Here is a 21,734-nt window from a genome sequence, read left to right on the forward strand (position 1 = left end):
GTTCTCACGATGCACCTTCCAGATCGACTGGTTGACGAGCGGGTGTCCGACAGGCGTCTGGACCCCACCAATCGCACCGTGCTTTAGCCGACACAAACGGACCAGGTACAAACGTTTCGCTACCAACGTGTCGCGAAGTCGTTTCCCATCCGAGCTCTACTCGCTTCAGCAGATGCCAGCTGGCTTCGAATTCGTCCGGTGGCTGGCGGCGGCTTCTTTCTGTCCAGCGGCGACGTCGCGGCGCACGACCACAGCTTGTCGATACCATGGCAGGATGCGAGCTCTACTTCTTGCGGCACTACTCGCCGCAGCCCCGGCCTGTCGAAGCGTCATGACACATGCCCCGAGAGCTTCGGTAGATGTACCCGCTGGCGTCGTGGAGGCCATCGCGGCCGCGACGACGAGGTCCGATGGCGAGGTCTTCGTCGCCTATCGGGACCTCGGTGACGGCGCTTCCTGGGACGTCCGAGGCGACACCGTGGTCCACGCCGCCAGCACCATGAAGGTGCCGGTGATGGTCGCCCTGCACCGTCGCGCCTTCGAGGGCCGATTCGATCTCGAAGCGCCGATGAACGTGCACAACGGGTTCTCGAGCATCGTCGACGGTTCCCCCTACACGCTCGATCCCGCCGACGATTCGGACGCCGGGCTCTACGACCGCGTGGGCGAGAGCCTCCCCGCGTCGGAACTCTGCCGCCGGATGATCGTGAGGTCGAGCAACCTCGCGACGAACCTCCTCGTGGACGAACTCGGAGCGGACCAGATCCAGCGAACGATCGAGGGGCTGGGCGTCCGTCACATGCGCGTGCTGCGGGGCGTCGAGGACGGCAAGGCGTATCGCGCCGGCCTCTCCAACACGGCCACGGCGAGCGATCTCCGCGAGCTGCTCACGGCGATCGCCGAGGGCGTCGCGGTGAGCCCCGAACACTCGGACGCGATGCTGGAAACGCTCGCCGCCCAGGAGTTCTCCGAGCTGATCCCGGCGGGCCTGCCCGAGGGGATCCGGGTCGCCCACAAGACGGGGTCCATCACCGGGATTCTCCACGACGCGGCCATCGTGATGCCCGAGGGCGTGCCTCCGTACGTGCTGGTGATCCTGACGCGCGATTTCGCGGACTCCAAAGACGCAGCGGACGCCATCCGCGAAGTGACTCGCCGTGTCCACGCGAGCCGCGAACAAGAGGCCGCCGCCGGGGCGCCGCGCTCCACGCAGTAGGGTTCACCACGGATTGGAGGAGTTTCGTGAAGTGAATGAGCGGCGGCCTGCGACTGCCGGGGTGAACCCTGTTTCTCGATCCCGGAGGTACCCCATGACCACTTCACCTTCCCCTTCCCTCGAATCTCTCATGCACGCGCACGGGCCGTTCCTGCGGCGCCTGGCGCGCGCGCTCGTTCGGGATGAGCATCTCGCGGAGGAGCTGGTGCAGGACACCTGGCTCGCAGCCCATGCGGCGGCGGAGCCGATCCGCGAGCAGCGCGCCTGGCTGGGCACGGTCCTGCGCCGCCGCGCCGCTTCGGTCCAGAGGAGCGCATCCTCCGCTCTTGCGCTGAAGGGCGCGGGAAGCCTACCGAACGCCGTGCCCGGTGAAGAGAAAACGAGCGCCAGCAGCTCCGACGTGCTCGCTCTGCTCGAACGAGAGCGCCTGCTCGCCGCCGCCGTGGAGCGGCTCGAGGAACCCTACCGGACCGCGGTGTTCCTGCGCTACCACGAGGACCTGCTGCCGCGCCGCATCGCGAAGGAGACGGGCGCGCCCGTGAAAACGGTCATGACGAGGATTCGACGTGGGCTCGAGAAGCTGAAGGTCGACCTCGACCGGGAGCTCGGCGCGGACGACGAAGGCCGGTCGCTCTGGTTCAGCGCGATCGCGCCCCTGGGGCTGGAGTGGGGTGGGAGCGCGCCAGCCGCCGGACCCGCAACGTCCTCGGGTTCTGCCGTGTGGCCGATCAAGGCGACGGGCCTGGCTGTGCTGGGAGCGGCCGCCGCCATCGCTCTGGTGGTGGCGCTTCAGGCTCCAGAGATCCGGTCCATGCCGGTGCTCGAAGCTCCCACCCGGCCGACCGCCGTGCTCCCGGGCGAGATGGCTCTGGGGGCAATCGGTGCGCCCGCCAGCAGCCCCGCGGCGGAGCCGCTCTCCGTGGCCGTGACCACGGGCTCGGCCCGCCAGGCCGAGACGAGCACGCTTCGAGTGCGCGTGGTGGACGCGGAGGGCGAACCCGCGAGCGGCGAGAACGTGCTGTTCACGTCAGGAGGCTACGGTGGCGAGGTCTCCAGCGTCTGGCTGGCAGTGTCCGAGGCGGGCGGGGTGGCAACGTTCACGGTGCCGCCGGGCATCCGAGGGGTGGCGCGTCATGCGGCGAGCGCGGGCGACCTCGTCGTCGAGTCGACGCCTGGTTCCGGCGAGGCCGCCGAGGTGACGCTGCCCATGGCCAAAATGGCTCCTGTGGTCGGGCGCGTGCTCGGGGCCGATGGCGAACCCGTGGCGGGCGCGCGGGTGTACCTCGTTTCGACGGGGACGACCCCGGCGAACCCGACATTCGCGGCCATCTCCGGTCCAGATGGCGCCTACTCGCTGCGATCTGGCAGCGAGAACTCACTCATGGCGGTGCATGGGGCCCTGGCGCCTTCCGATCTTCAGAGACTCCGGCTGGTTCCGTGGGACAACGATCGCTGGAGCGGCGTGGACCTCGTGCTGGGGGAAGCCGGCAGCGCGCTCACGGGTCGCGTCGTGGACGAGAACGGCGACCCGATCGCAGGAGCCGCCGTGCACGCGGGGCCGCGTGGTGGGGTCATCGGCGGTTCGCATCCAGGGGGCACACCGTACCCGGTGCTCGCGATGACGGACGAAGAGGGGCGGTTCGCTTACCCGGCCGCGATCTCTCCGGGTGAGCATCCTGTCACCGTGACGCGCGCAGGGCTCGCGCCCTCGGTGAGGAAGGTGGACTTCAGCGGCGCCCCCGTTGAACTCGAGATCACGATGGTGGGCGGCACTCTGGTGCAAGGGCAGGTGCTCGCCGCCGACGGAACCCCTGCGGTCCAGGCCTGGGTGGACTACGTCGAGCCCGGCGCCCGAACCCTGGATCGACTGACCACGTACTCGCACGGTAGCTCGACGGACGAGAACGGTCACTTCGCGCTTCATCACGTTCCTTCAGGTACGCACGAACTGCGCGCCGTTTCCCAGCGCGACGAGGAGCTGGCCCGGGCCAGCGCGGTGATCGCCCCAGAGGACGAGACACTGGAGCAGAACCTGCAGCTGAGCCTGGAGCCCATGATCGCAGGGCGCGTGGTGGACATGGGGGGCCAGCCCATCACGGGGCTCTACATCGGTGCGGAGCCGCCTTTCGGGAATGCCTACCGGCGCGAGGTTCGCACCGACGCGGAGGGGCGCTTTCGCCTGACCGCGCTGCCACCACTGGAGCAAGCGCCTCTCCCGGATCGCTTCTGGACGGTGAGCGTCAGCAGTCCCGGCAAGAAGCCCAGGCCCGTTCTCGCCACCCGGGAGCTCGTCGCGCCTGGGACCCTGGACCTCGAGTTCGAGGTGCCCTTTGCCGGGGAATCTGCCGCCGTGCTCGTCGGGAGCGTGGACAGTTCATTGATGGGGGCCCTCGTGCTCCTGATGCCCGCTGGCTGGGCACCCGGAGTCGGGCCCAGCGGGGCGCCCGTTCTTTACTCCAGCGACGATGGCCGCTTCGAGCATGGTCCTGTCGCGCCGGGAACCTACTACCTGGAAGCGCGCCGCAACCAGGAGATCATCGCGTCAAGAACCGGCATCGAGGTGGGAATCGCCGGGCTGGTGGACGTCGGTACCTTGGCCGAGACACCGGGAGCGACGCTGGAGTTCGAACTCGCCTTCGAGATGCCCGACGGGTTCCCCGAGGCCGTACGCGAGCCGCTCTTGAGCCAGCAGCACATCGTCATCGAGCGCGGCGGGCGAACGGTGGTCCTCGACCGCACGGAGAGTGGCTGGCGCTCCCAGGGACACCTGGAGGCGGGGGAATGGAGCGTGCGCATCCTTCGGGGAGAGCGACTCCTCCTCCCGCCGACGACCGTCACGCTGGTGGAGGGGGAGACCACGTCCCTGGTGGGTCAGGGTGCTGTGGGCGCCCATGTCCCGGTCCGCGTGCTGATGCCTGATGCGGAAGCCTGGAGCCGCGCTTCCGTCCGCGCCTATTCAACCTCGGGGACCCTGCTGTCGACGACGAACGAGTGGTCGCCCGCTGACTTGAAAGAGAACGGCGCGCTGTCGTTCCATGCGCTGGCAATCCCCGGTGAGTGCGACCTCGCGCTCGTGATCGACGGCGTCGAGGCGGCGACTCGCCAGCGCGCGACGGTGCTCCCGATCTTCGAGCCATCGGTCGAGGTGGAGATCGACGCGCGGTGAGTAAAGCAGTCATCACGCGTTTCGCGGGATGTCTCCCGGCGCTGGCGTCCCTCGAGACTGACCGATGAAGCGGAGCGGCTGCCGCGAGTCCTCTGGCCCGCGGCAACTTTCAGTGCGCTTCTTCGCCGGGGCAGCATGCCCAGCCTGGGCGCTCCTCGTGGGACACCAGGGACGGTACTCGGTACGCTATGGGCATGCTACTCGATGTCCAAGCGTTCCGACGCCGCGTTCAGTTCGACCTGGATGGACTCGTCGGTGACCTCCAGCAGGAGACACGCCGTGCCTCGCCAGGTGAAGCGGGCGCCTGGCGAAATTCTCTCCCCGCCCTTTCGGATGTCCTCGTCAGCGACGACCTGCAGTCTTTCCACGTCCAAGTTGGAAGCCTTGGTAGCCTCGCCTTGGAGTACCGACTCCCGGCTTCGACCTCTTGGGCCGACGCGGTGCTCCTCGGCCGCGGCGAGACGCGGCCCTCCGCCGTCATCGTCGAACTCAAGGACTGGCGCACGGACGGAGACGAACCAGGCCCTACCGAAGGACTGATCCGGCACGCCAAACGCGAACAACTCCACCCCTCGGATCAGGTGCGGGGATACGCCGAGTACAGCCAGCGTTTTCATAGCGTCGTGCAGGACGAGGAGGCGGACGTCTCGGGCTGCGTCTTCTTCACCTTCGCTTCAGATGTGCAGCCGTACCGAGAGAAGCCCCATGAGATCTTGGCAGGGCACTACCCGATCTTTGCCCGTTCAGAGTCGGATGTGCTGAAGCGCTTCCCTGCCTTTCTGAAGGCAAGGCTTCGAAAGCCTGACCCGGGATTCGCCGAGCGATTTACGCGGGGCGCTTACAGACAGGATCGAGGTTTCATGGTCCAGGTTTCCAAAGCCCTGCAGGACGAAGCCACAAGTCCGTTCGTCTTGCTGGACGAGCAGCGAACCGGCTTCGAGAAGTGCATGAAACAGGTCAACCGGTCCCTCAGGCCAGCCAAGTCGAAGGTCCGGCAGAAGCCCGGTTCGAAGTCCGTCGTGATCATCAAGGGCCCACCCGGGTCAGGCAAGTCCGCTATAGCGGCTCACCTCTGGGCGCGCCTGGCCGCGGACGAAAGCATCGACGGGGCGGTCGTCATGACCACGACTTCGGGGTCCCAGCGCTCCAACTGGGAGACCCTCTTCGAGCGAGCGACCAAGACGCGCCTGGCCCGCGGCGTCATCAAGAAGGCCAACCAATACAATCCTGGTCTGTCGCCGCGCTGGGTCAAGGAGCGGCGCGACCGAGGGCAGGAGACGGAGATCGAAACCTGGCGCGAGAACCTGAGAGCCCATCGAATCGAGGTCCAAGAGTTGCGCTGCCCCGACAATGCCTATGCGATCTCCATCGTCGACGAGGCCCACGCCCTGATCGACCCCACGGCCGCCGGTAAGCGAGGCATTCCGCCTTCCGGCTGGGCCATGCACGCGGGGCCCCAGGCCTATCACATCCTGCGCGCCTCCAAGGTGAGCGTCTTCCTCTTGGATGGTGACCAGAGCTACCGCGACAACGAAACCACGACGATCGACTCGATCAAACGCTTCGCCAAAGAGCTTGGAGCCACAGAGATCGAAGAGGTCGACCTTTCGGGCCACCAGTTCCGCTGCGCAGGTGCCGCCGAATACGTGGACTGGATCGAGCAGACCCTTGGGCTCAAAGAATCGAACGGCACGAACCTCCGCTGGCGTTCAAGTGCCGGCGGACCTTTCCGGTTCGAGGTCGCTGCGACGCCGTCCGAGCTGGAAGAGAAGCTGAGGTTCGAGAATGAACGCGGCCATTCGGTCCGCCTCTTGGCCTCCTATGCGCGCCCCTGGATTACCAAGAAGGCCGCAAGCCCGAACGGACTTCCCCGGGAAGCCCGTGACTTTCAAATCACCTACGATGGGGCCGACGGTCCTTCCACCTGGTCCGCTGTTTGGAACTTCGCCCCGGAGCAGGACTACACCCTCTTCGTCCAGGCGCCGCCGGGAAGCTACATGGCAAAAGAACCCCTGGGCGAAGTCGGCTGCCCCTATGTCGTACGCGGGTTCGACTTCGACTACATCGGGCTCCTGTGGCTAGAGGACCTTGTTTGGCGCGAGGATCGCTGGGTCATCCAGCTGGATCACGTGCATGAGTCCGCTTGGAAGAAGACCAAATCCGAGGCCAAGAAGGAGAAGGCCCCCGGGCCCGCCACCGCGGAGCTCTTGCAGCGACTCCAGCGTGGCTACCGAATCCTCCTGACCCACGCCATGCTTGGGGCCTACGTCTGGTTCGCAGACGAAGAGACGCGGCTTCACGTTGAGTGGCTCCTCGCGCACTGATGCCACGGATAGGCAGCCCCACGATTCTCCGCGAGTGGCAGGTCTCCGCGAGTGGCAGGCGAAGCCGCTTTCTCGGCTCCCGCGTCACAAAATCAGCTGGCGGCTTGACGCGCGGCGTGCTCCTTCGCCACATGCTTCCATGGAAACGCTCTTCGACGAAACCTCGCCAAGGCACTTCACGGATCGGATTCAGGCCCTCGGCCCTGACAGCTCGGCCCGGTGGGGGAAGATGAACGTCCAGGAGATGCTCGAGCACTGCGTGCTCGGCGTCGGCGTGCCGCTCGGCAAGGTCGTGATCCCGCGCAGGATGGTCGGACGCCTCTTCGGATGGCTGGGGAAGCGCCTGGCCATCGATAGCGATAAGCCCTTCTCCAGGAACGCGCCCACGGACCCCGCCCTCCTGATGAAGGCACCGAGCGTCGACGCCGGGCGCGTCGAGGCGCTCAAGGCGGAGCTGATCGCGGACGTTCTCGAGCTACATCGCCGCGGGCCGGCGGGGATGCCGGAGGCGCCGCATCCTTTCTTCGGGAAGCTCACGCCGGCGGAGTGGGACAAGCTGAGCGCGAAGCACCTCGACCATCATCTGCGTCAGTTCGGCTGCTGAGACGAGGTCCCTGCGGAGAGCGCCCGCGCGAGTGGGCACCTCGAGGGGTCCACTCGCTCGCCGCGCCGGTAGCCGTCCAGCAGCTCGGACGACCGTTGCGCCAGCTCGCGCCGGACCTCGCGGCGCCGGCCCTTGACCCTCGCGATCTTCATCGAGTCGTAGGCCGTCGTCTGGTGCCGCATCCACGCGATCACGGCGGCCTCCGCGCGGCGGTCCGTCGAGATCCGCTTCGTCCTCGCGACCGTTCCGCTGCCGACCGGCGTCGCGTGCTCGGTGACGGCCCTGGCCAGCGCTCGAGACAGTTCGTCGTGGGTCAGCGGGAAGTCCAGGAAGCGCAGGACTTCCTCGTTGAACTCCTCCACGTAGGCGGCCTGCTCGCGCTCGCGGCGGGCCCTGCCGGCGTCCAGCTTCTTCCGGTACGCGGGGTCCTCGCGCTCGCCCTCCAGGGCCGCCGTCACCTCGGCGATGACCGAGCGGGACGCCCAGACGCCGCGGCCGAACCGCTTTCGCCCGCGCTTTTCGGACATGACCCAGTGGTCTGTGGACTTCTTCACACGGCGGGTGGCCGCCGCGTCGCCGGGAGGCAGGAGGTCCCAGTCGGCGGGCACCTCCAGGACCTCGCCTTTCTCGTTCCGGACGGTACGTGCACGGGGGCCGGGCTCAACCTGTAGCTGGTTCATGGGGGATCTCGCTGGCGGGGCGGAGATGAATACTAGCCAGTCCACGAAAGTCCTCTCCGCCATCGTTACCATTTCGTCATGACCAGCACCGCGAAGAGGCGATGGAGCCGCGAACTCGAAACCGAGGTCGATGGAATTGCATTCGATTCCACCGGACCTGTTCTGCTGCACGGGTACGACCCGCCAGCGGGCGGCAAGTGGCTCGACGACGTGATTCCAGGGAAGCTCGGCGCCTTCGATCGCTCGACCGGCGAGCGACTCTGGATCGCCCCTTGTGAGGTCGGCTACGGACGCGGCTTCGGCGCGGGGATCGGCCAGCAGGGTCAGGTCATCGTGCTCGGTCCGAGCCAGGGCGGACACCGCATCGTGCGGATGTCGGTCGCGAACGGCGAACTCCTGGAGGCCGCGGACATCCAGGCCTTCGATACCGCGCTCGTCAGCGCCGACGCCGTGGTTTGCAGCAACGCGCGGCTCGTCTGGGGCCTCGATGCGCTCCGTCTCTCGGAAACGTGGAGCTACGGCCGCGAGGGCGAGCGCTATCACGGGGTCGTGCGGCTCGGCGGCACGGTCTTCGTCGTCGTTTCGAACACCGACAGCGGCAAGTACGGCGTCATCAGGCTCGATGCCAGGACGGGCGCCTTCAAGGGCAACCTGGTAGGGCTGTCGCTGCCGATCATCCGCGGTATCGGCGCCACCGCCGAGACGGTCGTGCTCGTCACCAGCGAGCTCGACCTCATCCTGGAGAACGATCAGCGCATGGACTTCATGATGAAGCTCGCCTCGCACCCGGACGAAGGTCCGCGCGATACGCTGAGCCTCGTCGCGCTACGGGCCGACGCGTCGCCAGGAGAAGCTCCGCTCTGGTACTCGATCCTCGAAACCAAGCCAATCGACGACCTCCCGGACGCCTCCATCACGGCGAACAGCGGCAAGGTCTACGTCGAGCGCCGCGCGCATCTCAGGGCGCTCGACGCGCTCACGGGGCGCGAACTCGGGGCGTGGACGGTTCCCGGCCTCGACGAGAAGATCGCGTGGACCGTCGTGGACGGCGCGGGCCTTCTCGCCGAGGAGACCCGGGTGTCCGTTTTCGAGCTTCCCGCCTGACTCTTCCTCCCGGCGATCGCGGCTCGGACCCGCTTATGGCGAGGCCTTCCCCCCGGCGGCGATTCTTTTTGGTATCTCTCTGATCTGACGTCCCGGCCAGCCGGCCCAGGGGCGCATCCACCCGAGCGGGCTACTTCCGTCGATCGACTCCAGGCTGGGCGCCGTTCCATCCGCCGTCATCGAGTCGTGGTCTGCTGCCAATCCCCAACGGCCAGCTGGCATCTGCCAGCGCCTCGAAGAAAAACAGCGTGACTGCTCAACCCATCCTGGAGACCCTCGCGAAGGAGTTCTCCACCGACGTTCCCTCCATGCAGGCCGTGTTCGAGATGCTCGACGCGGGGCTTTCTGCACCCTTCATCGGTCGCTTCCGCCGTGGTCGCACCGGCGCGATGTCCGAGGTCCATGTCCGGCGGGTCGCGCTGCGTCGCGAGGAGCTCCAGGAGCTCGATCGTCGCCGCGGTACGGTGCTGCGCTCCATGGAACGTATCGAGGGCATCTCGGAGAAGGCCCTCGACGAGGTCCGCCAGTGCATGGACCGCTTCGAACTCGAGGACCTGTACGTTCCGTACCGGCGTCCGGAGCCCGAGGTGCAGCTCGCGATGGATCGAGGGCTCGGAGCGCTCGCGGATCTGATCGTCAAGCCGATGCCCAAGGAAGAGCGGGTCGCTGGCGAGGCCGTGGAAGCGGCCGAGGAGGCAGCGGTCGAGGAGGCAGCGGTCGGCGAGGCAGCGGTCGAGGCGCCTCGTGCGGAAGAGTCTGCGGCGGAAGAGTCCCCTGCCGCCGACGTGCCAGCTGAGGAGCCGTCCACCGAGGCGGTAGCAGAAGAGTCCCAGCAGGAAGGGCCCAAGGCGGAAGAGCCTGTGGCCGAAGCGCCCGTCGCCGACGCGGCCGATTCCGCGGATTCCGCGGATTCCACCGGCGATGCCGACGCGGCCGACCACGCCGCTCCCGGCGAAAGCGAAGCGTCCTCCGAGGACAACACGCCGAGCGCCCAGCCCGAGCCGCTCGTCATGACGGCCGAGCTCTCCAAGCTCTGTGAGCCCTTCGTGAACCCCGACAAGGGTGTTCACACGGACGTCGAAGCCCTCGCTGGCGCCATCCGGATCCTCTCGGATCGCATCGGCAGGGACTCCCGCCTTCGCGGTCACGTCCGCCGCATCATGCGCAAGAAGGGCATCCTGCGCATCAAGCCGATCGTCGACGAGAAGAAGGCGGGCCGCCACAAGAACCTGCTCAAGGTCAAGGCGCCGCTGCGCCAGCTCCAAGGCCATCGCCTCACCGCGATCCGCCAGGCGCAGAAGGAGCGGATCGTCAACACGTTCGTCGAACTCGATCCGAAGGAAGTCATCCAGCGCGTTCGCGCTTCGATGGGCAAGCACACCCGGCCCGAGTTCGAAGCGCTCCTGAACGACGTCGCCCGCAAGGCGCTGCGCCAGCGGCTCTTGCCAGTGGTCGAGGCGGACATTCGTCTGGAGATGAAGGAGCGCGGCGACGCGGAAGCTCTTCGTTTCCTGGCCGCCCACCTGCGCCAGATCCTCCTGACGCCTTTCTTCGGGCGCTTGCCCGTTGTGGGCATGGACGTCAGCGCCAAGGGCGATATGGCGTTCGCCTTCCTCGACATGCACGGCAACCTGACCGCCGAGGCACGTGTCGAAGTGGGCGAGAAGGACGACGCCACGCTCGGTGCCGAACTCGTCGCTCTCCTGGAAGCAAACGGCCCCGAGGCCATCGCGGTCGGTAGCGGCAAGTCGGCCCGCGCGGCCGGCCAGAAGATTCGCGCCGCGCTCCGCGCCGTGAACTCCGAGGTCCCCGTGATGGTCGTCAACGACGCCGGCGCCACCAGCTATGCGAACGGCCAGCTGGCCCGCGAGGAGCTGGCGGAGGTCGCGGTCCCGATCCGTCTCGCGATCACGATGGGGCGCAGGCTCCAGGACCCGATGGGGGAGTTCCTCAAGGTCGATTCCAAGCAGCTCAGCCTCGGCGCCGAGCAGCGTCTCGTCAGCAAGGCCAACCTGCGCCGCGCTCTCGACGAGGCCGTGGCGTCCGCCATCGCCTTCGTCGGCTGCGATTTCGATACGGCTCCGCGCTCGGTGATCCTGAACCTTCCGGGCCTCACGCCGGAGTCGGCGAAGAACCTCGCGGACAAGCGCGACGCGGGCGAGATCGAGTCGCGTGAGCAGATCCGCGCCGACGGAATCCTGACCGAGGCGGAGTGGACCAGCGTCGCTGCCTTCCTGCGCATCCGTCAGTCCAGCGAGCCGCTCGACCGCACGTCGCTGCACCCGGAGCAATATGCGCTCGCCCGTCAGCTCCTGGAGAGCGCGGGCGGCAGCGTCGAGGAGACGCTCGGCCGTCCCGGCGGGACGAAGGGTCTGCGCCGTCAATCCTTCGAAGTGGACGAGTTCACCTGGCGCGACCTCATGCGCGAGCTGAGTTTCCCGGGTCGTGACCCGCGCGGGCGCAACCGCGTACCAGCCTACATCTCGGACGACACGGATCCCGTTCGTCTGCAGAAGGGGCGAGTGCTCGAAGGCATCGTGACCAACGTGGCCAGCTTCGGCGCTTTCATCGACGTCGGCACGAAGCAGGACGCGATGATTCACATCTCGGAGCTCGCGAGCCGCTACGTTCGCGACGCGCGCGAACTGCTTTCCATCGGAGCCACGACGCGTGCGCGCATCGTGGACGGGAGTTCGGCACGGATGGCGCTGTCCCTCAAGGACGTGCCGGCGCCCGAGCGCGACGGCGGCGGAGGCGGCTCCCATCGCGGAGGCGCTCGCCGTGGCGGGTCGAGGCGAGCCCGTGGCGGACGTCGTGGGGAGCCCCGCGAGGACGCGCAGCCGAAGGGCCCGGCGGGTCGGATCTACCGGCGCGACGGCGCGGCCGGAGCCTCGACTCGGAGCGGCGGCGCGCGCCGCGGCGGACCGCGGCGCGGTGGCGCCGATCGCTTCGATCGTGGCGAGCGCGTGGATCTGAGCAAGCTCAACTCGGCCGCGGAGACGCCCGCGAACAACCCGTTCGCGTCGTTCTTCAAGAAGGACCAGAAGGAGCAGCCGAAGCCGGCGGCCCCTAAAGCCCCTAAAGCCCCGAAGGCACAGGAAGCTCCCCAGGCCCCCAAAGAGGAGCCGAAGACCGAAGCCCCGGCCGAGTGACCGGTGCCCCTGACCGGGTCGTCTGGATTCCGTGGAGTCCTCGAAGATCCGAACAACGAGCGCGGCCCCGCAGGATGGATCCTGCGGGGCCGCTCTCGTTCATCGTCTTCCGCTGTTCGTTAGACGTCGGGGAAGAGCGGCGGCGTGATGTCCGCCAGGCGCGCCGTATCCTCGTCCATCTCGTCGATGAGCGTCAGGCCTTCGCTGGGCTTCGGCATCGGAGCGGGCGGCTCCGGGAAGCCGAGGCTCTCCATGTTCACGCCGAGCTTCGGCTGCTCCGGCGCCTTCGACTCGGTCTCGGTCTTTGCCTCGGTCTCGGCCTCGTCGTCGTGCTGGAAACCCTGGTACTGGGGCTCGTCCGTGGTGCTCTCGGGTGCGGATGCCCGGGAGTCCGTCGGGATCGGTGCCTTCGGCTCGCTGGTCTCCGGTGCGGACGCCGCGTCCTCGCTCAGCTCCCTCGGCAGGGCGGGCGCGGCCGGCGCCGAGGCTGGCTCGCTCGCGACCGGTTCCGAAACGGGCTTGGGCTCCTCGACCGAGGGAACGACAGCCGCCTCGATCGGGGCAGCGGCCTCCTGTTCGGCCAGCTTGCTGGCGATCTCGTTGACGGCTCCGTTGGTGCTCGTCACGTCGCCGGACACGCGCGTCAGCTGGGCGCGAAGGTCGGCGATGTCCATCCTGACGGAGTCGACTTCCTTCGACACCTCCTTGAACGAGGCCTCTCGCTGCTGGGCACTCACCTCAGCGGTGTTCGCCACGCTGGAGATGGCGTCGACCATCTCGCGGCGCGCCTTGTCGATGCGCTTGTCGATGTGAGCACCCATCTGGTCGAGGCTCGCTGCGAGACGGAAGAGCGGGTCGCTCGCCTCCCCGTGACCGTTGCTCGTGTCCTGGCGCGCTTCGGTGGCCTCGTGGCGCGCCGTGGCGATCTCGTGGCGGATCTGGCCAAGCTCTGCCTGGACGGACCCGAGGATCTCGCCCTGGAGTTCGATGCCACTGGCGTTGGACTGGGCGAAGTCGGCCGCATCGAGTGCGGCGATGCCGCCCTGACTCGCCTTCTCGAGGCGCGCGAGAGCGAATCCCATGGCCGTGCTCAGGAGGCCGAACATGAGGAGAGGGCCCTTGTCGAGGCCCACTCGATCGAGGATCTCGGCCACCTTCCCGATGGCTCCGATGGACGGAGGCGCCACGGCGGTGAGAACTGCGACGCCCATGGTGCCCGCCCCGAAGGCCAGGAATCCCAGGGGGAGAATGCTCCCGAAGGAGGGGCTCTGTCCTCCGCCGTTGAAGGCCTTGGCTCCGGAGTAGTTGGCTTGTCCCGTTTTCGACATCTGTTGCTGTGGATCGTCTGCTGGATCGCCGTGCGGGGGTCTGACGAGTGCCCTCAACGGCGTCACGTGGCAGGACCTGCTGGCTTCAGGTAGCCGCTCTTCGCGCCGAAGAGCTTTTGGCTGACCTGCCGGGGACTTCGGCGCACTGCGAGACCGATCTTGATGCGATTCGCGGCCACTCGGGGATCCGTCCCGACGTGGCGCTAGACTGTCCCGTTCCGGCGCAGAGCTCCGGACCCGACCACTATGCCCCAAATCCAAGGACTCATCGTCGCACCCGGTCTCGGACTGGGCCCTGTCCACGTGGTTCGAGCGAGGCTCGACTCGGCCCCCGTCTGGTCCCTGCGCGCGGACGAGACGGGCGCGGAGATCGAGCGCCTCGACGCCGCGATCGACCAGGTCTTCGAGGTGCTCGGACGTCGTCAGAAGGAAGTCGCCAAGGCGGTGGGGGAGCGCGACGCCGGGATCCTGGGCGTCCATCAGATGATCCTGCGCGACCCCGGCGCACGAGCGGACGTCGACCGGGCCATCCGGGACGAACGCCTCAACGCGGAGGCCGCGGTCGATCGGCTCATCCATACGCTGGAAGAGACGATGGGGCGTCTCGACGGTGACTCCATCCGGGGCTACGCCGCTGACGTGACGGAGCCCTGGCGCGCCGTCGTCAAGGCGCTCATGCAAACCGATCAGGAGAGCTTCGCGCAGAGCGAGGACAAGGTCGTGATCGCGGCCGCCGAGCTCACGCCCGAGGCCGTGACCTTCCTCGGGCGGGAGCGCATCCACGCGATCGTGACGGAGGCCGGCGGGCGCTTCTCCCACGGAGCGGTTCTCGCGCGTTCCTTCGGTATCCCGTGCGTCGTCGGCATTCCGAACCTGCTCGCGCGGCTGGAGCAGAACATGCAGGTGCTCGTGGACGGCGATCACGGGACGATCGTGCTCGACCCGGACGAAGCCACGATCGCTGCGTTCATGACCCGCTGCGATCAGCGCTCCACTCGCACGAGCGCCCTCAGTTCCCACGCCGGGAAGCCAGCCGTCACGCCCGACGGAACGAAGCTGGACGTCCTCGTCAATCTGGAGAGCGTCCGCGACCTCGACACGTTCGACGTGTCGCACTGTGATGGGGTCGGGCTCCTGCGTACGGAGTTCCTGTACATGGAGCGGACGGTCTTCCCCTCGGAGGAGGAGCAGTTTCGGCTGTATCGGCGCGTGGTCGACTCCATGCAGGGGCGTCCCGTCACGATCCGCACGCTCGACATCGGCGGGGACAAGCAGCTCCCTTACTTCAAGACGCCGAAAGAGGCGAACCCTGCGCTCGGATGGCGCGGCACGCGCGTGACGCTCGAGTGGCAGGACCTGCTTCGCGTTCAGCTCCGTGCCGTGATGCGTGCCACCGCCCACGGTCCCGTGCGCCTTTTGATCCCGATGATCTCCTCGCTGGACGAGGTGCACAGCGTCTTCAAGATCTTCGACGAGACGCGCCTGCAGCTCACGGAGCAGGGCTACGACGTCGCGCCCGACATTCCGGTCGGGATCATGATCGAGGTCCCATCGACCCTCTGGATCCTTGACGACCTGCTCGCCGAGGTCGACTTCATCAGCGTGGGAACGAACGATCTCGTTCAGTATCTGCTCGCCGTGGACCGCGACAACGTCTTCGTCTCCGGGCTCTACGAGCCCATGCATCCGGCGGTGATCCGGGCTCTGGCGGAGATCGGACGCGCGGCGAAACGTGCAGGCAAGAGCGTCTGCGTCTGCGGAGAGATCGCGGGCGACGAGGCCGTGGCCGTCCTCCTCGCAGGGATGGGCTACGACTCCCTCAGCGTCGCGCCCAATTTCCTGGCGGTCCTGAAGTTCGCCATCCGTGCCATTCCCCTGGCGGAGGCCCAGGGGATCGTGGAGCACGTCCTGAGGCTCCGGTCGGCCACGGAGATCAAAGCGAGCCTGGAGGGCATCAGGAAGCGCCTGGGGGAGGCCATCCTGGCCCATGAGGCAGGGTGATTTTCCTCACTCATCAAATTTGCTTATCGTGCCGATAGAATCTGGATACTGCCGAACTCGCCCTGCCAAGCCTTGCCAAACCCCCTTTCCCATTGCGACTTCCCACGGAAAACCCCCAGTCGTTTGATTCCGCCCCCGCCGAGACCCAGGCCACTGGAACCTCGGGTGGGATGACCGTCCAGCCCCGCGGCAAGGAGCTGGCTGCCTCGCAGCGCAGCCCTTCGGCCGGCCCTGCGGCTGCCCCTGCGGCTGGCGGCCCTGCGGCTGGTTCCCACGCGGGCTCGGGAGCCACCCGGGAACAGCCCGCCAGCTCCGATCCGGCGTACCACTGGTCCAGCGCGGACACCGAGCATCTGCTGGAGAACTTCGGAGAGAAGGACCATCGCGTCCTCGCCCGAGAGATCGGCTGCACGCCCGAGCAGCTCCACGCGGAAGCGCGGCGAATCTACGGCGCCCGCCAGACCGAACTGAGGTCCGGCCCCTGGAGTCCGGACGAATTGAATGCCCTGAAGCGCTACCTGGGGGCGGTCGAGACCGATCTCATCGCGCGCATGATCGGCCGTAGCGTCGAATCGATCGACGCCAAGCTCGTCGAGCTCGCCGCCAACCTCAAGGACGAAGAGCTCGAAACCCGGGCTCACGTCGACTTCAAGCGGCTCTACGGCACGCGCGCAGACGAGGATCTGGCGCTGATCTTCGATCGCCAGGTCGGCATCGTTCGAGCCCTGGCGGCTGAGCTCTGTCTCTCCAAGGACAAGGGCTTCATGCGCCGCAAGGCCGGGAAGGGCAATCGGACCAAGATGCCTCGGTGGTCGGCGGAAGAGCTGGATCAGCTGCGCGAGATCTACCCGAAGCTCAGCAACCTCGACATCGCCAAGGAACTCGGACGCTCCGTGAAGAGCATCGTCTCCAAGGCCCATTCCCTTCGGCTGAAGAAGGACAAGGCTCGACTTCGCAAGATGGGCCAGGAGAACGTCCAGCTGCGCCACGACCGATAGGTTCGGCCGAGGCGGCGTTCTCGCTGATCAAGCGCGCGGGCGAACGCGCGCCGCGAGGTATTGCCTGGGCCAGTACTGATCCCGCGCGCCGAATTCGTTCGCCGCGCGGAGCATCAGATGCGGGTCCTCCAGGTGGGGGCGTGCGAGCGCGCACAGATCCGCCCGGCCCGCGGCGAGGACCGTGTTGACGTGATCGATCCCCTGGATCGCCCCGACCGCCATGACCGGAACGCTGGCCGCGTAGCGGATCCGCTCGGCGAATGGGACCTGGTACATCCTGCCGTAGTCTGGTTTGGATTCGGGAATATTCCCAGCGCTGGACACATCGATCACGTCCACGCCACGGGTCTTGAAGAGCTTCGCCAGGGCCACCGAGTCCTCGATCGTCTGGCCCTCCTCGCCGATCCAATCGGACGCCGAGATGCGCACGAACAGCGGCATGTCCTCGGGCATCACCGAGCGCAGGGTGTCGACGACCTCGAGGGGGAAGCGCGCGCGATCCGCGAGCTCCGGGCCACCGTATTCGTCCGTCCGGTCGTTGACGGCGGGGGACAGGAAGCTGGATAGAAGATAGCCGTGCGCCGCGTGGATCTCGATGAGGTCGAATCCGGCGCGCAGCGAGCGCTCGGCGGCCTTCCTGTAGTCCTCGAGCGCCTGATCCATGTCCTTACGCGTCATGGCGCGAGGAGCGGGCGCGCCGGCCCGGAACGGCCGGTCGGTCGGCCCGAGCGTCTGCCATGCGGTCGCGTCGGTCAGGGGAGCATCGCCATCCCACGGCGCGGAGTAGCTGGCCTTGCGGCCCGCGTGGCCGAGCTGAACCCCGATCTTCGCCGCCGAGTGCGCGTGCGCGAAGTCGACGATCTCCTTCCAGCGCGCTTCGTGCTCGTCGGTGTAGATCCCGGTGCATCCGGGAGTGATCCTTCCCTGCGCGGAGATGTTGGTGGCCTCCGTCCAGACCAGCCCCGCGCCGCCGACGGCCAGCGCGCCGTAGTGGACGTCGTGCCAGCGGCCGGGCGTCCCGTCGATCGCGCTGTACTGGCACATGGGGGAGACGACGACGCGGTTGGGCAGCGTGACACCGCGCACGCGGAACGGAGCGAACGCCGGGCAGCTGAGCGTTTCCGGATCGGCGTCGACGCTCCTCGCGTAGGCGCGGCGCGTCCGTTCGATGAGCTCCGGATCGCGCTTCTTCAGATTGTCGTAGGTGATGCGCTTCGAGCGCGTCATCAGGTTGAACGTGAAGAGCACGGGGTCCTGCTGCATGTAGCGATCGGAGTGCTCGAACCACTCCAGGCTCGTCTGCGCGGCCTTCTGGGTCTTGATGACGTCGACGCTCCTCGATGCCTGGTACGCGGCCAGCGCCGCGGGGATATCGACGGTTCGGTCACCGTTCGCGAGGTCTGTCGCGTGGGCGTCGAGCGCCTCGACGAGCGCGATCGAGTCTTCCATCGCGAGCTTCGTTCCGGATCCGATGGAAAAGTGTGCCGTATGCGCCGAGTCGCCGAGCAGCACCGTCTTGCCGTCGACCCAGGCTCCGCACTTGACGGTGGGGAACGTGCGCCAGATCGATCGATTCGTGAGCAGCTCGTAGCCTTCCAGGTGATCCTGGAAGAGGTGCTGCACGTACGCGACCGTTTCCTCTTCCGTCGCATTCTCGAGGCCGGCGCGGCGCCAGGTTTCCTCGCTCGCCTCGACGATCCACGTGGACCGCGGCTTGTCGCCGCGCTCGAACGGATAGGCGTGGATGTTCCAGACGCCGTGCTCGTTCTCCCGGAAGATGAACGTGAATGCGGAGAGCGGCTTGTTGGTCCCGAGCCAGCAGAACTTGCAGTGGCGCCAGTCGATGCTGGGGTCGAAGCGTTCTTCCGCGTCGTTGCGTACCTGGCTGTTCAATCCGTCGCTTGCGATCACGAGGTCGGCCCGGGCCTCGAGTTCGGCGCGCGTGACCTCTGTTTCGTAGTGCAGGTTCACGCCGAGGTCGCGGGCGCGCGCGTCGAGGATGCCGAGCAGCGTTTTGCGGGCGAGGCCGCAGAAACCGTGGCCGGTCGAGCGCACGAGCTCGTCGCCGACGTAGGTGTCGATATCGGTCCAGTAGGCGAACTCGGCCCGGATCTTCTCGAAGCTCTCGGGGTCCGCTCCCTCGACATTGCCGAGCGTTTCATCGCTGAAGACGACGCCCCAGCCGAAGGTGTCGCCGGCGAGATTTCGCTCGTACACGTGAATGCCGGCGCCGGGGAACGCCTTCGCGGCCAGGATGGCCGCGAAGAGGCCGCCTGGGCCTCCACCGATGACTGCGATGTCCATGGCGAACAGGTTACGCGCCCGGGACGCTCTCTCCGAGAGCCATTTGGTTCCGTTGGGTGCTGCTGCGGAAGCGGGCGAAATTCCGCCGATCGAGTGCCATGAAGCGGCCATCACGCGCCAGATGCGGGGAATCCCATCCCTGCGGCCACATGTCTCCGATCGGGCTTATGGTGCCTCTGGCGGCTCACAATGCGTCATCCAGGTGTCGGGACGAGCCACCGGGCGGTTTTGTCTCCACCGTGGCGCCGCGCGACCCCCGTTGAGCCGCGTACGATCCAGGTGTCCCCCGGGCGCCATTTTTGCACCCGGCCTCTCCTGCTCCTTCCAAGCGTCCTCTTCCGGCCCCTCCGGACTGCCTCCCTCTTCCGTAACCATTGGCATGACTCTCCGCTCTTCTTCCGTTTCAACGTCCGAGGTGTTCACGAAGCGCCCTGGTGCGCTCTTGATCGGCCTCGCCATCCTCGGCGCGACCAGCTGTGCCACGGGTCGATACAGCGACTCCAGCTATGAGGGCAGCGGACGATCGCTCACGTCCAATGACTCCACGGAGACAGGCAGCTCCTCATCGTCCGAGAGTCTGGACGACATCACGCTCGGCCTCATGGACGCCGACGGTGCGGATGAGTCGACTCCGCGTACGCTCGAGCCGATGGTGGCTGGGCGCAAGACCGCCCTGGCGTTCCCGACGGGCGACAAGCGCACGAGCGCCGTGCTGCTGGAGAAGGAGATGCCCGCCGAGGTGATCCTCGGCGCGCCCTTCGAGTACCGCATCATGGTCGAGAACCTGACGGACCGCGCGCTCGATACCGTGCGCGTGACCGATCAGATCCCGGCGTCGCTTGCCGTCTCCAGCACGGAGCCCAAGGCGGACGTCGCGGGGGGGTACGCGACCTGGAATCTCGGAGTGCTGCCAGCCCGCTCGACGAAGACCCTCGTGGTCCGCGCGCAGGCGTCGAGCGCTGGCGCCGTCGCCACCTGCGCTTCGGTCGCCTACGAGTCGAGCCTCTGCTCGACGACGACCGTCGTGTCGCCTTCTCTTCAGGTCGCGCTGAGCGCACCCGAGGTGGGCCTTGCCTGTGACGCGTTCGACCTCACGGTGAGTGTCACGAACTCGGGAACGGGCGATGCCCGTGACGTGGTGGTGATCGACGAGCTGCCCGAGGGTCTGACGACCCTCACGGGCCAGCGTCGCATCGAGATGGAGTTCGGCACGCTCGCCGGCGCCCAGACGAAAGAGAAGTCGGTCAAGGTCAAGGCCGCCGGTCAGGGCTCTTACACCCACAACGCTCGCGCCGAAGCCAAGGGCGGCCTCCAGGCCTCCGCAGCGTCCATCCAGACGGTTCTTCGCGCGCCGATCTTGACCCTCGACATGTCCGCGACGGAGAAGGTCACGGCGGGTCGTCCGATCGAGACCGTTCTGACGGTCGCGAACACGGGCAACGCCGTCTCGGACAAGACGACGGTTCAGGTGAAACTGCCCCAGGGCGCCAAGGTCGAGAGTTCGACCGAGGGAGCGCGCGCGACCTCCACGTTCGTCAAGTGGGACGTCGGGGCTCTCGAGCCGGGCGAGAAGCGCACGTTCAACCTGGGTCTCACGAGCAACATGAGTGGCAGCGTCGTCACCGAAGCGACGGCCGCGGGCTACTGCGCCGACGAGGTCACCGCCACTGCCCGCTCCGAGGTCCGCGGCCTCCCGGCCCTTCTCCTCGAAGTCCGCGACGAGTCCGACCTCATCATCGTGGGTGAGCCGGTGAGCTACGTCATCGAGATCACGAACCAGGGCAGCGCCCCGGACCTGAACATCGGCATCAACTGCCAGGTCGAAGACGGTATCGAGATCGTCAGCGCGGGAGGCGACGCCCAAGCCACGGTCACGGGCAAGGAGATCCAGTTCACGCAAATCCCGTCGCTCGCCCCGGGCGAGATGGTGTCCCTCAGGGTCACCGTGAAGTCGACGAAGGAGCTGAACAGCCGTTTCCTCGTCAGCCTGACGAGTGACGACATGACCCGTCCCGTGACGGAAACCGAGTCGACCCGCTTCGTGCAGTGATTTCCCAAGCGTCTGAGAGTCTGAGAATCTGAGTGAGAAGGAGAGGGCTTGTCACCTGTTGGCAAGCTCCACGGGATCCCCTGGGCGGTAGTGCGATCGAAAGGTCGTCTACCGCCCTTTTCTTGCTGTTTGTCTCTACGCTGTACGCCTCTTGGCGCAAGCCGCTCCCTGCGTCCGCAGGACGCCCGGGCCTCGCTCGGCCCCGCAGGGGCTGAGCTGCCCGCGCGAGGCTCGCCCTCGCGGCCCGTGCGGCGAGCACGCCCGCCCGGCGAGGGCGCCTGTCCGGCGAGGACGCCCGTCCGGCGAGGACGCCTGCGCGGCGAGCGCCACGCGGTGCAACCGCTATTTCGCCGTCAGGCGAAATGCCAGAGATACTGCGCGCTGTCACAGCGATAGGACGGCCCGGCTCCACTTGCCTTGGCAGCCGTCCCGCCCGCCGCTGACCTCCCGAGACGGACTACCTGCCGTTCGCGCGAAGCGTCGAACGCGTGGGCTAAGTTCTCCCGCTAAAGGCGTCGGTGCTGCCCGCTGACCGAAGCCGCAGCAGGGCTCCCGATACAGTTCTCTCGGTACAGGCTGCCTGCCGTTCGCGCGAAGCGCCGAACGCGTGGTCTCAGGTCTCCCGCTGAAGACTTCGGTGCTCCCCGCTAGAGGGCTCGCCCGTCAGGGCGAGCTGGGCAGGCTTCTGACTGGACTCTGAGACCTGAGACCTGAGACCTGAGACCTGAGACCTGAGACCCCAGACCCGCCGAGCTCGCCCATGCGGGCGAGCGCTCCAGCGGGCAGCACCGAGGTCGTCAGCGGGAA

At 67.3% G+C, this 21,734-nt stretch carries 12 protein-coding genes; 9 read left to right on the forward strand and 3 right to left on the reverse strand.

Translation table 11 applies throughout. From position 1 onward, the window contains the following. The first annotated feature begins 274 nt into the window (after nucleotides 1-274). The 4 genes from Poly30_RS09225 to Poly30_RS09240 all read left to right on the forward strand — a co-directional run bounded on the left by Poly30_RS09225 (nucleotide 275) and on the right by Poly30_RS09240 (nucleotide 7,310). Complete coding sequence (locus tag Poly30_RS09225) at nucleotides 275-1,216, forward strand: serine hydrolase (RefSeq protein ID WP_145196509.1); 942 nt, start codon at nucleotides 275-277, stop codon at nucleotides 1,214-1,216. 94 nt (nucleotides 1,217-1,310) lie between these two features. Continuing rightward, nucleotides 1,311-4,382 carry a sigma-70 family RNA polymerase sigma factor gene (locus tag Poly30_RS09230; protein ID WP_145196510.1) on the forward strand — a complete coding sequence of 1,024 codons (3,072 nt, stop codon included), beginning with the start codon at nucleotides 1,311-1,313 and terminating at the stop codon, nucleotides 4,380-4,382. 194 nt (nucleotides 4,383-4,576) lie between these two features. Next, nucleotides 4,577-6,706 (forward strand): DNA/RNA helicase domain-containing protein, encoded by a 2,130-nt coding sequence (locus tag Poly30_RS09235; protein WP_419191163.1) that lies wholly within the window; start codon nucleotides 4,577-4,579, stop codon nucleotides 6,704-6,706. A gap of 139 nt (nucleotides 6,707-6,845) precedes the next feature. Beyond that, on the forward strand, nucleotides 6,846-7,310 hold the full coding sequence (locus Poly30_RS09240; protein WP_145196514.1) for a DUF1569 domain-containing protein: 465 nt from the start codon (nucleotides 6,846-6,848) through the stop codon (nucleotides 7,308-7,310). On the opposite strand, the gene Poly30_RS09245 is transcribed toward Poly30_RS09240, so the two are convergent. Beyond that, nucleotides 7,295-7,990, reverse strand: coding sequence for a DUF2293 domain-containing protein (locus tag Poly30_RS09245; RefSeq protein ID WP_145196516.1), 696 nt, complete (start codon nucleotides 7,988-7,990; stop codon nucleotides 7,295-7,297). The two genes, Poly30_RS09240 and Poly30_RS09245, sit on opposite strands and share 16 nt — an antisense overlap. A gap of 78 nt (nucleotides 7,991-8,068) precedes the next feature. Here Poly30_RS09245 and Poly30_RS09250 point away from each other — a divergent pair, with 78 nt between their 5' ends. Then, entirely contained in the window at nucleotides 8,069-9,094 is a 1,026-nt protein-coding gene (locus Poly30_RS09250; protein ID WP_145196518.1) for an outer membrane protein assembly factor BamB family protein, read from the forward strand. Between the two features lie 248 nt (nucleotides 9,095-9,342). Continuing rightward, complete coding sequence (locus tag Poly30_RS09255) at nucleotides 9,343-12,246, forward strand: Tex-like N-terminal domain-containing protein (RefSeq protein WP_145196520.1); 2,904 nt, start codon at nucleotides 9,343-9,345, stop codon at nucleotides 12,244-12,246. 119 nt (nucleotides 12,247-12,365) lie between these two features. On the opposite strand, the gene Poly30_RS09260 is transcribed toward Poly30_RS09255, so the two are convergent. Beyond that, the gene (locus Poly30_RS09260; protein WP_145196522.1) at nucleotides 12,366-13,574 is read right to left on the reverse strand and encodes a hypothetical protein; all 1,209 of its coding nucleotides are present in this window, start codon (nucleotides 13,572-13,574) and stop codon (nucleotides 12,366-12,368) included. Between the two features lie 246 nt (nucleotides 13,575-13,820). Here Poly30_RS09260 and ptsP point away from each other — a divergent pair, with 246 nt between their 5' ends. Beyond that, nucleotides 13,821-15,575: a phosphoenolpyruvate--protein phosphotransferase gene (ptsP, locus tag Poly30_RS09265; RefSeq protein WP_145196524.1), complete on the forward strand. Its 1,755-nt coding sequence runs from the start codon at nucleotides 13,821-13,823 to the stop codon at nucleotides 15,573-15,575. A gap of 170 nt (nucleotides 15,576-15,745) precedes the next feature. Continuing rightward, a complete protein-coding gene (locus Poly30_RS09270) occupies nucleotides 15,746-16,573 on the forward strand; it encodes a hypothetical protein (protein ID WP_145196526.1) in 828 nt (275 codons plus the stop codon). A gap of 27 nt (nucleotides 16,574-16,600) precedes the next feature. Here the strand turns inward: Poly30_RS09270 and Poly30_RS09275 are convergent, their stop codons facing one another. Next, on the reverse strand, nucleotides 16,601-18,877 hold the full coding sequence (locus Poly30_RS09275; RefSeq protein WP_145196528.1) for an oxidoreductase: 2,277 nt from the start codon (nucleotides 18,875-18,877) through the stop codon (nucleotides 16,601-16,603). A 379-nt stretch (nucleotides 18,878-19,256) separates the two neighbouring features. Here Poly30_RS09275 and Poly30_RS09280 point away from each other — a divergent pair, with 379 nt between their 5' ends. Next, entirely contained in the window at nucleotides 19,257-20,927 is a 1,671-nt protein-coding gene (locus Poly30_RS09280) for a COG1361 family protein (protein ID WP_419191164.1), read from the forward strand. Nucleotides 20,928-21,734 lie beyond the last annotated feature (807 nt).

The organism is Saltatorellus ferox, assembly GCA_007751475.1.
In the GTDB taxonomy this organism is placed as follows: Bacteria; Planctomycetota; UBA1135; order UBA1135.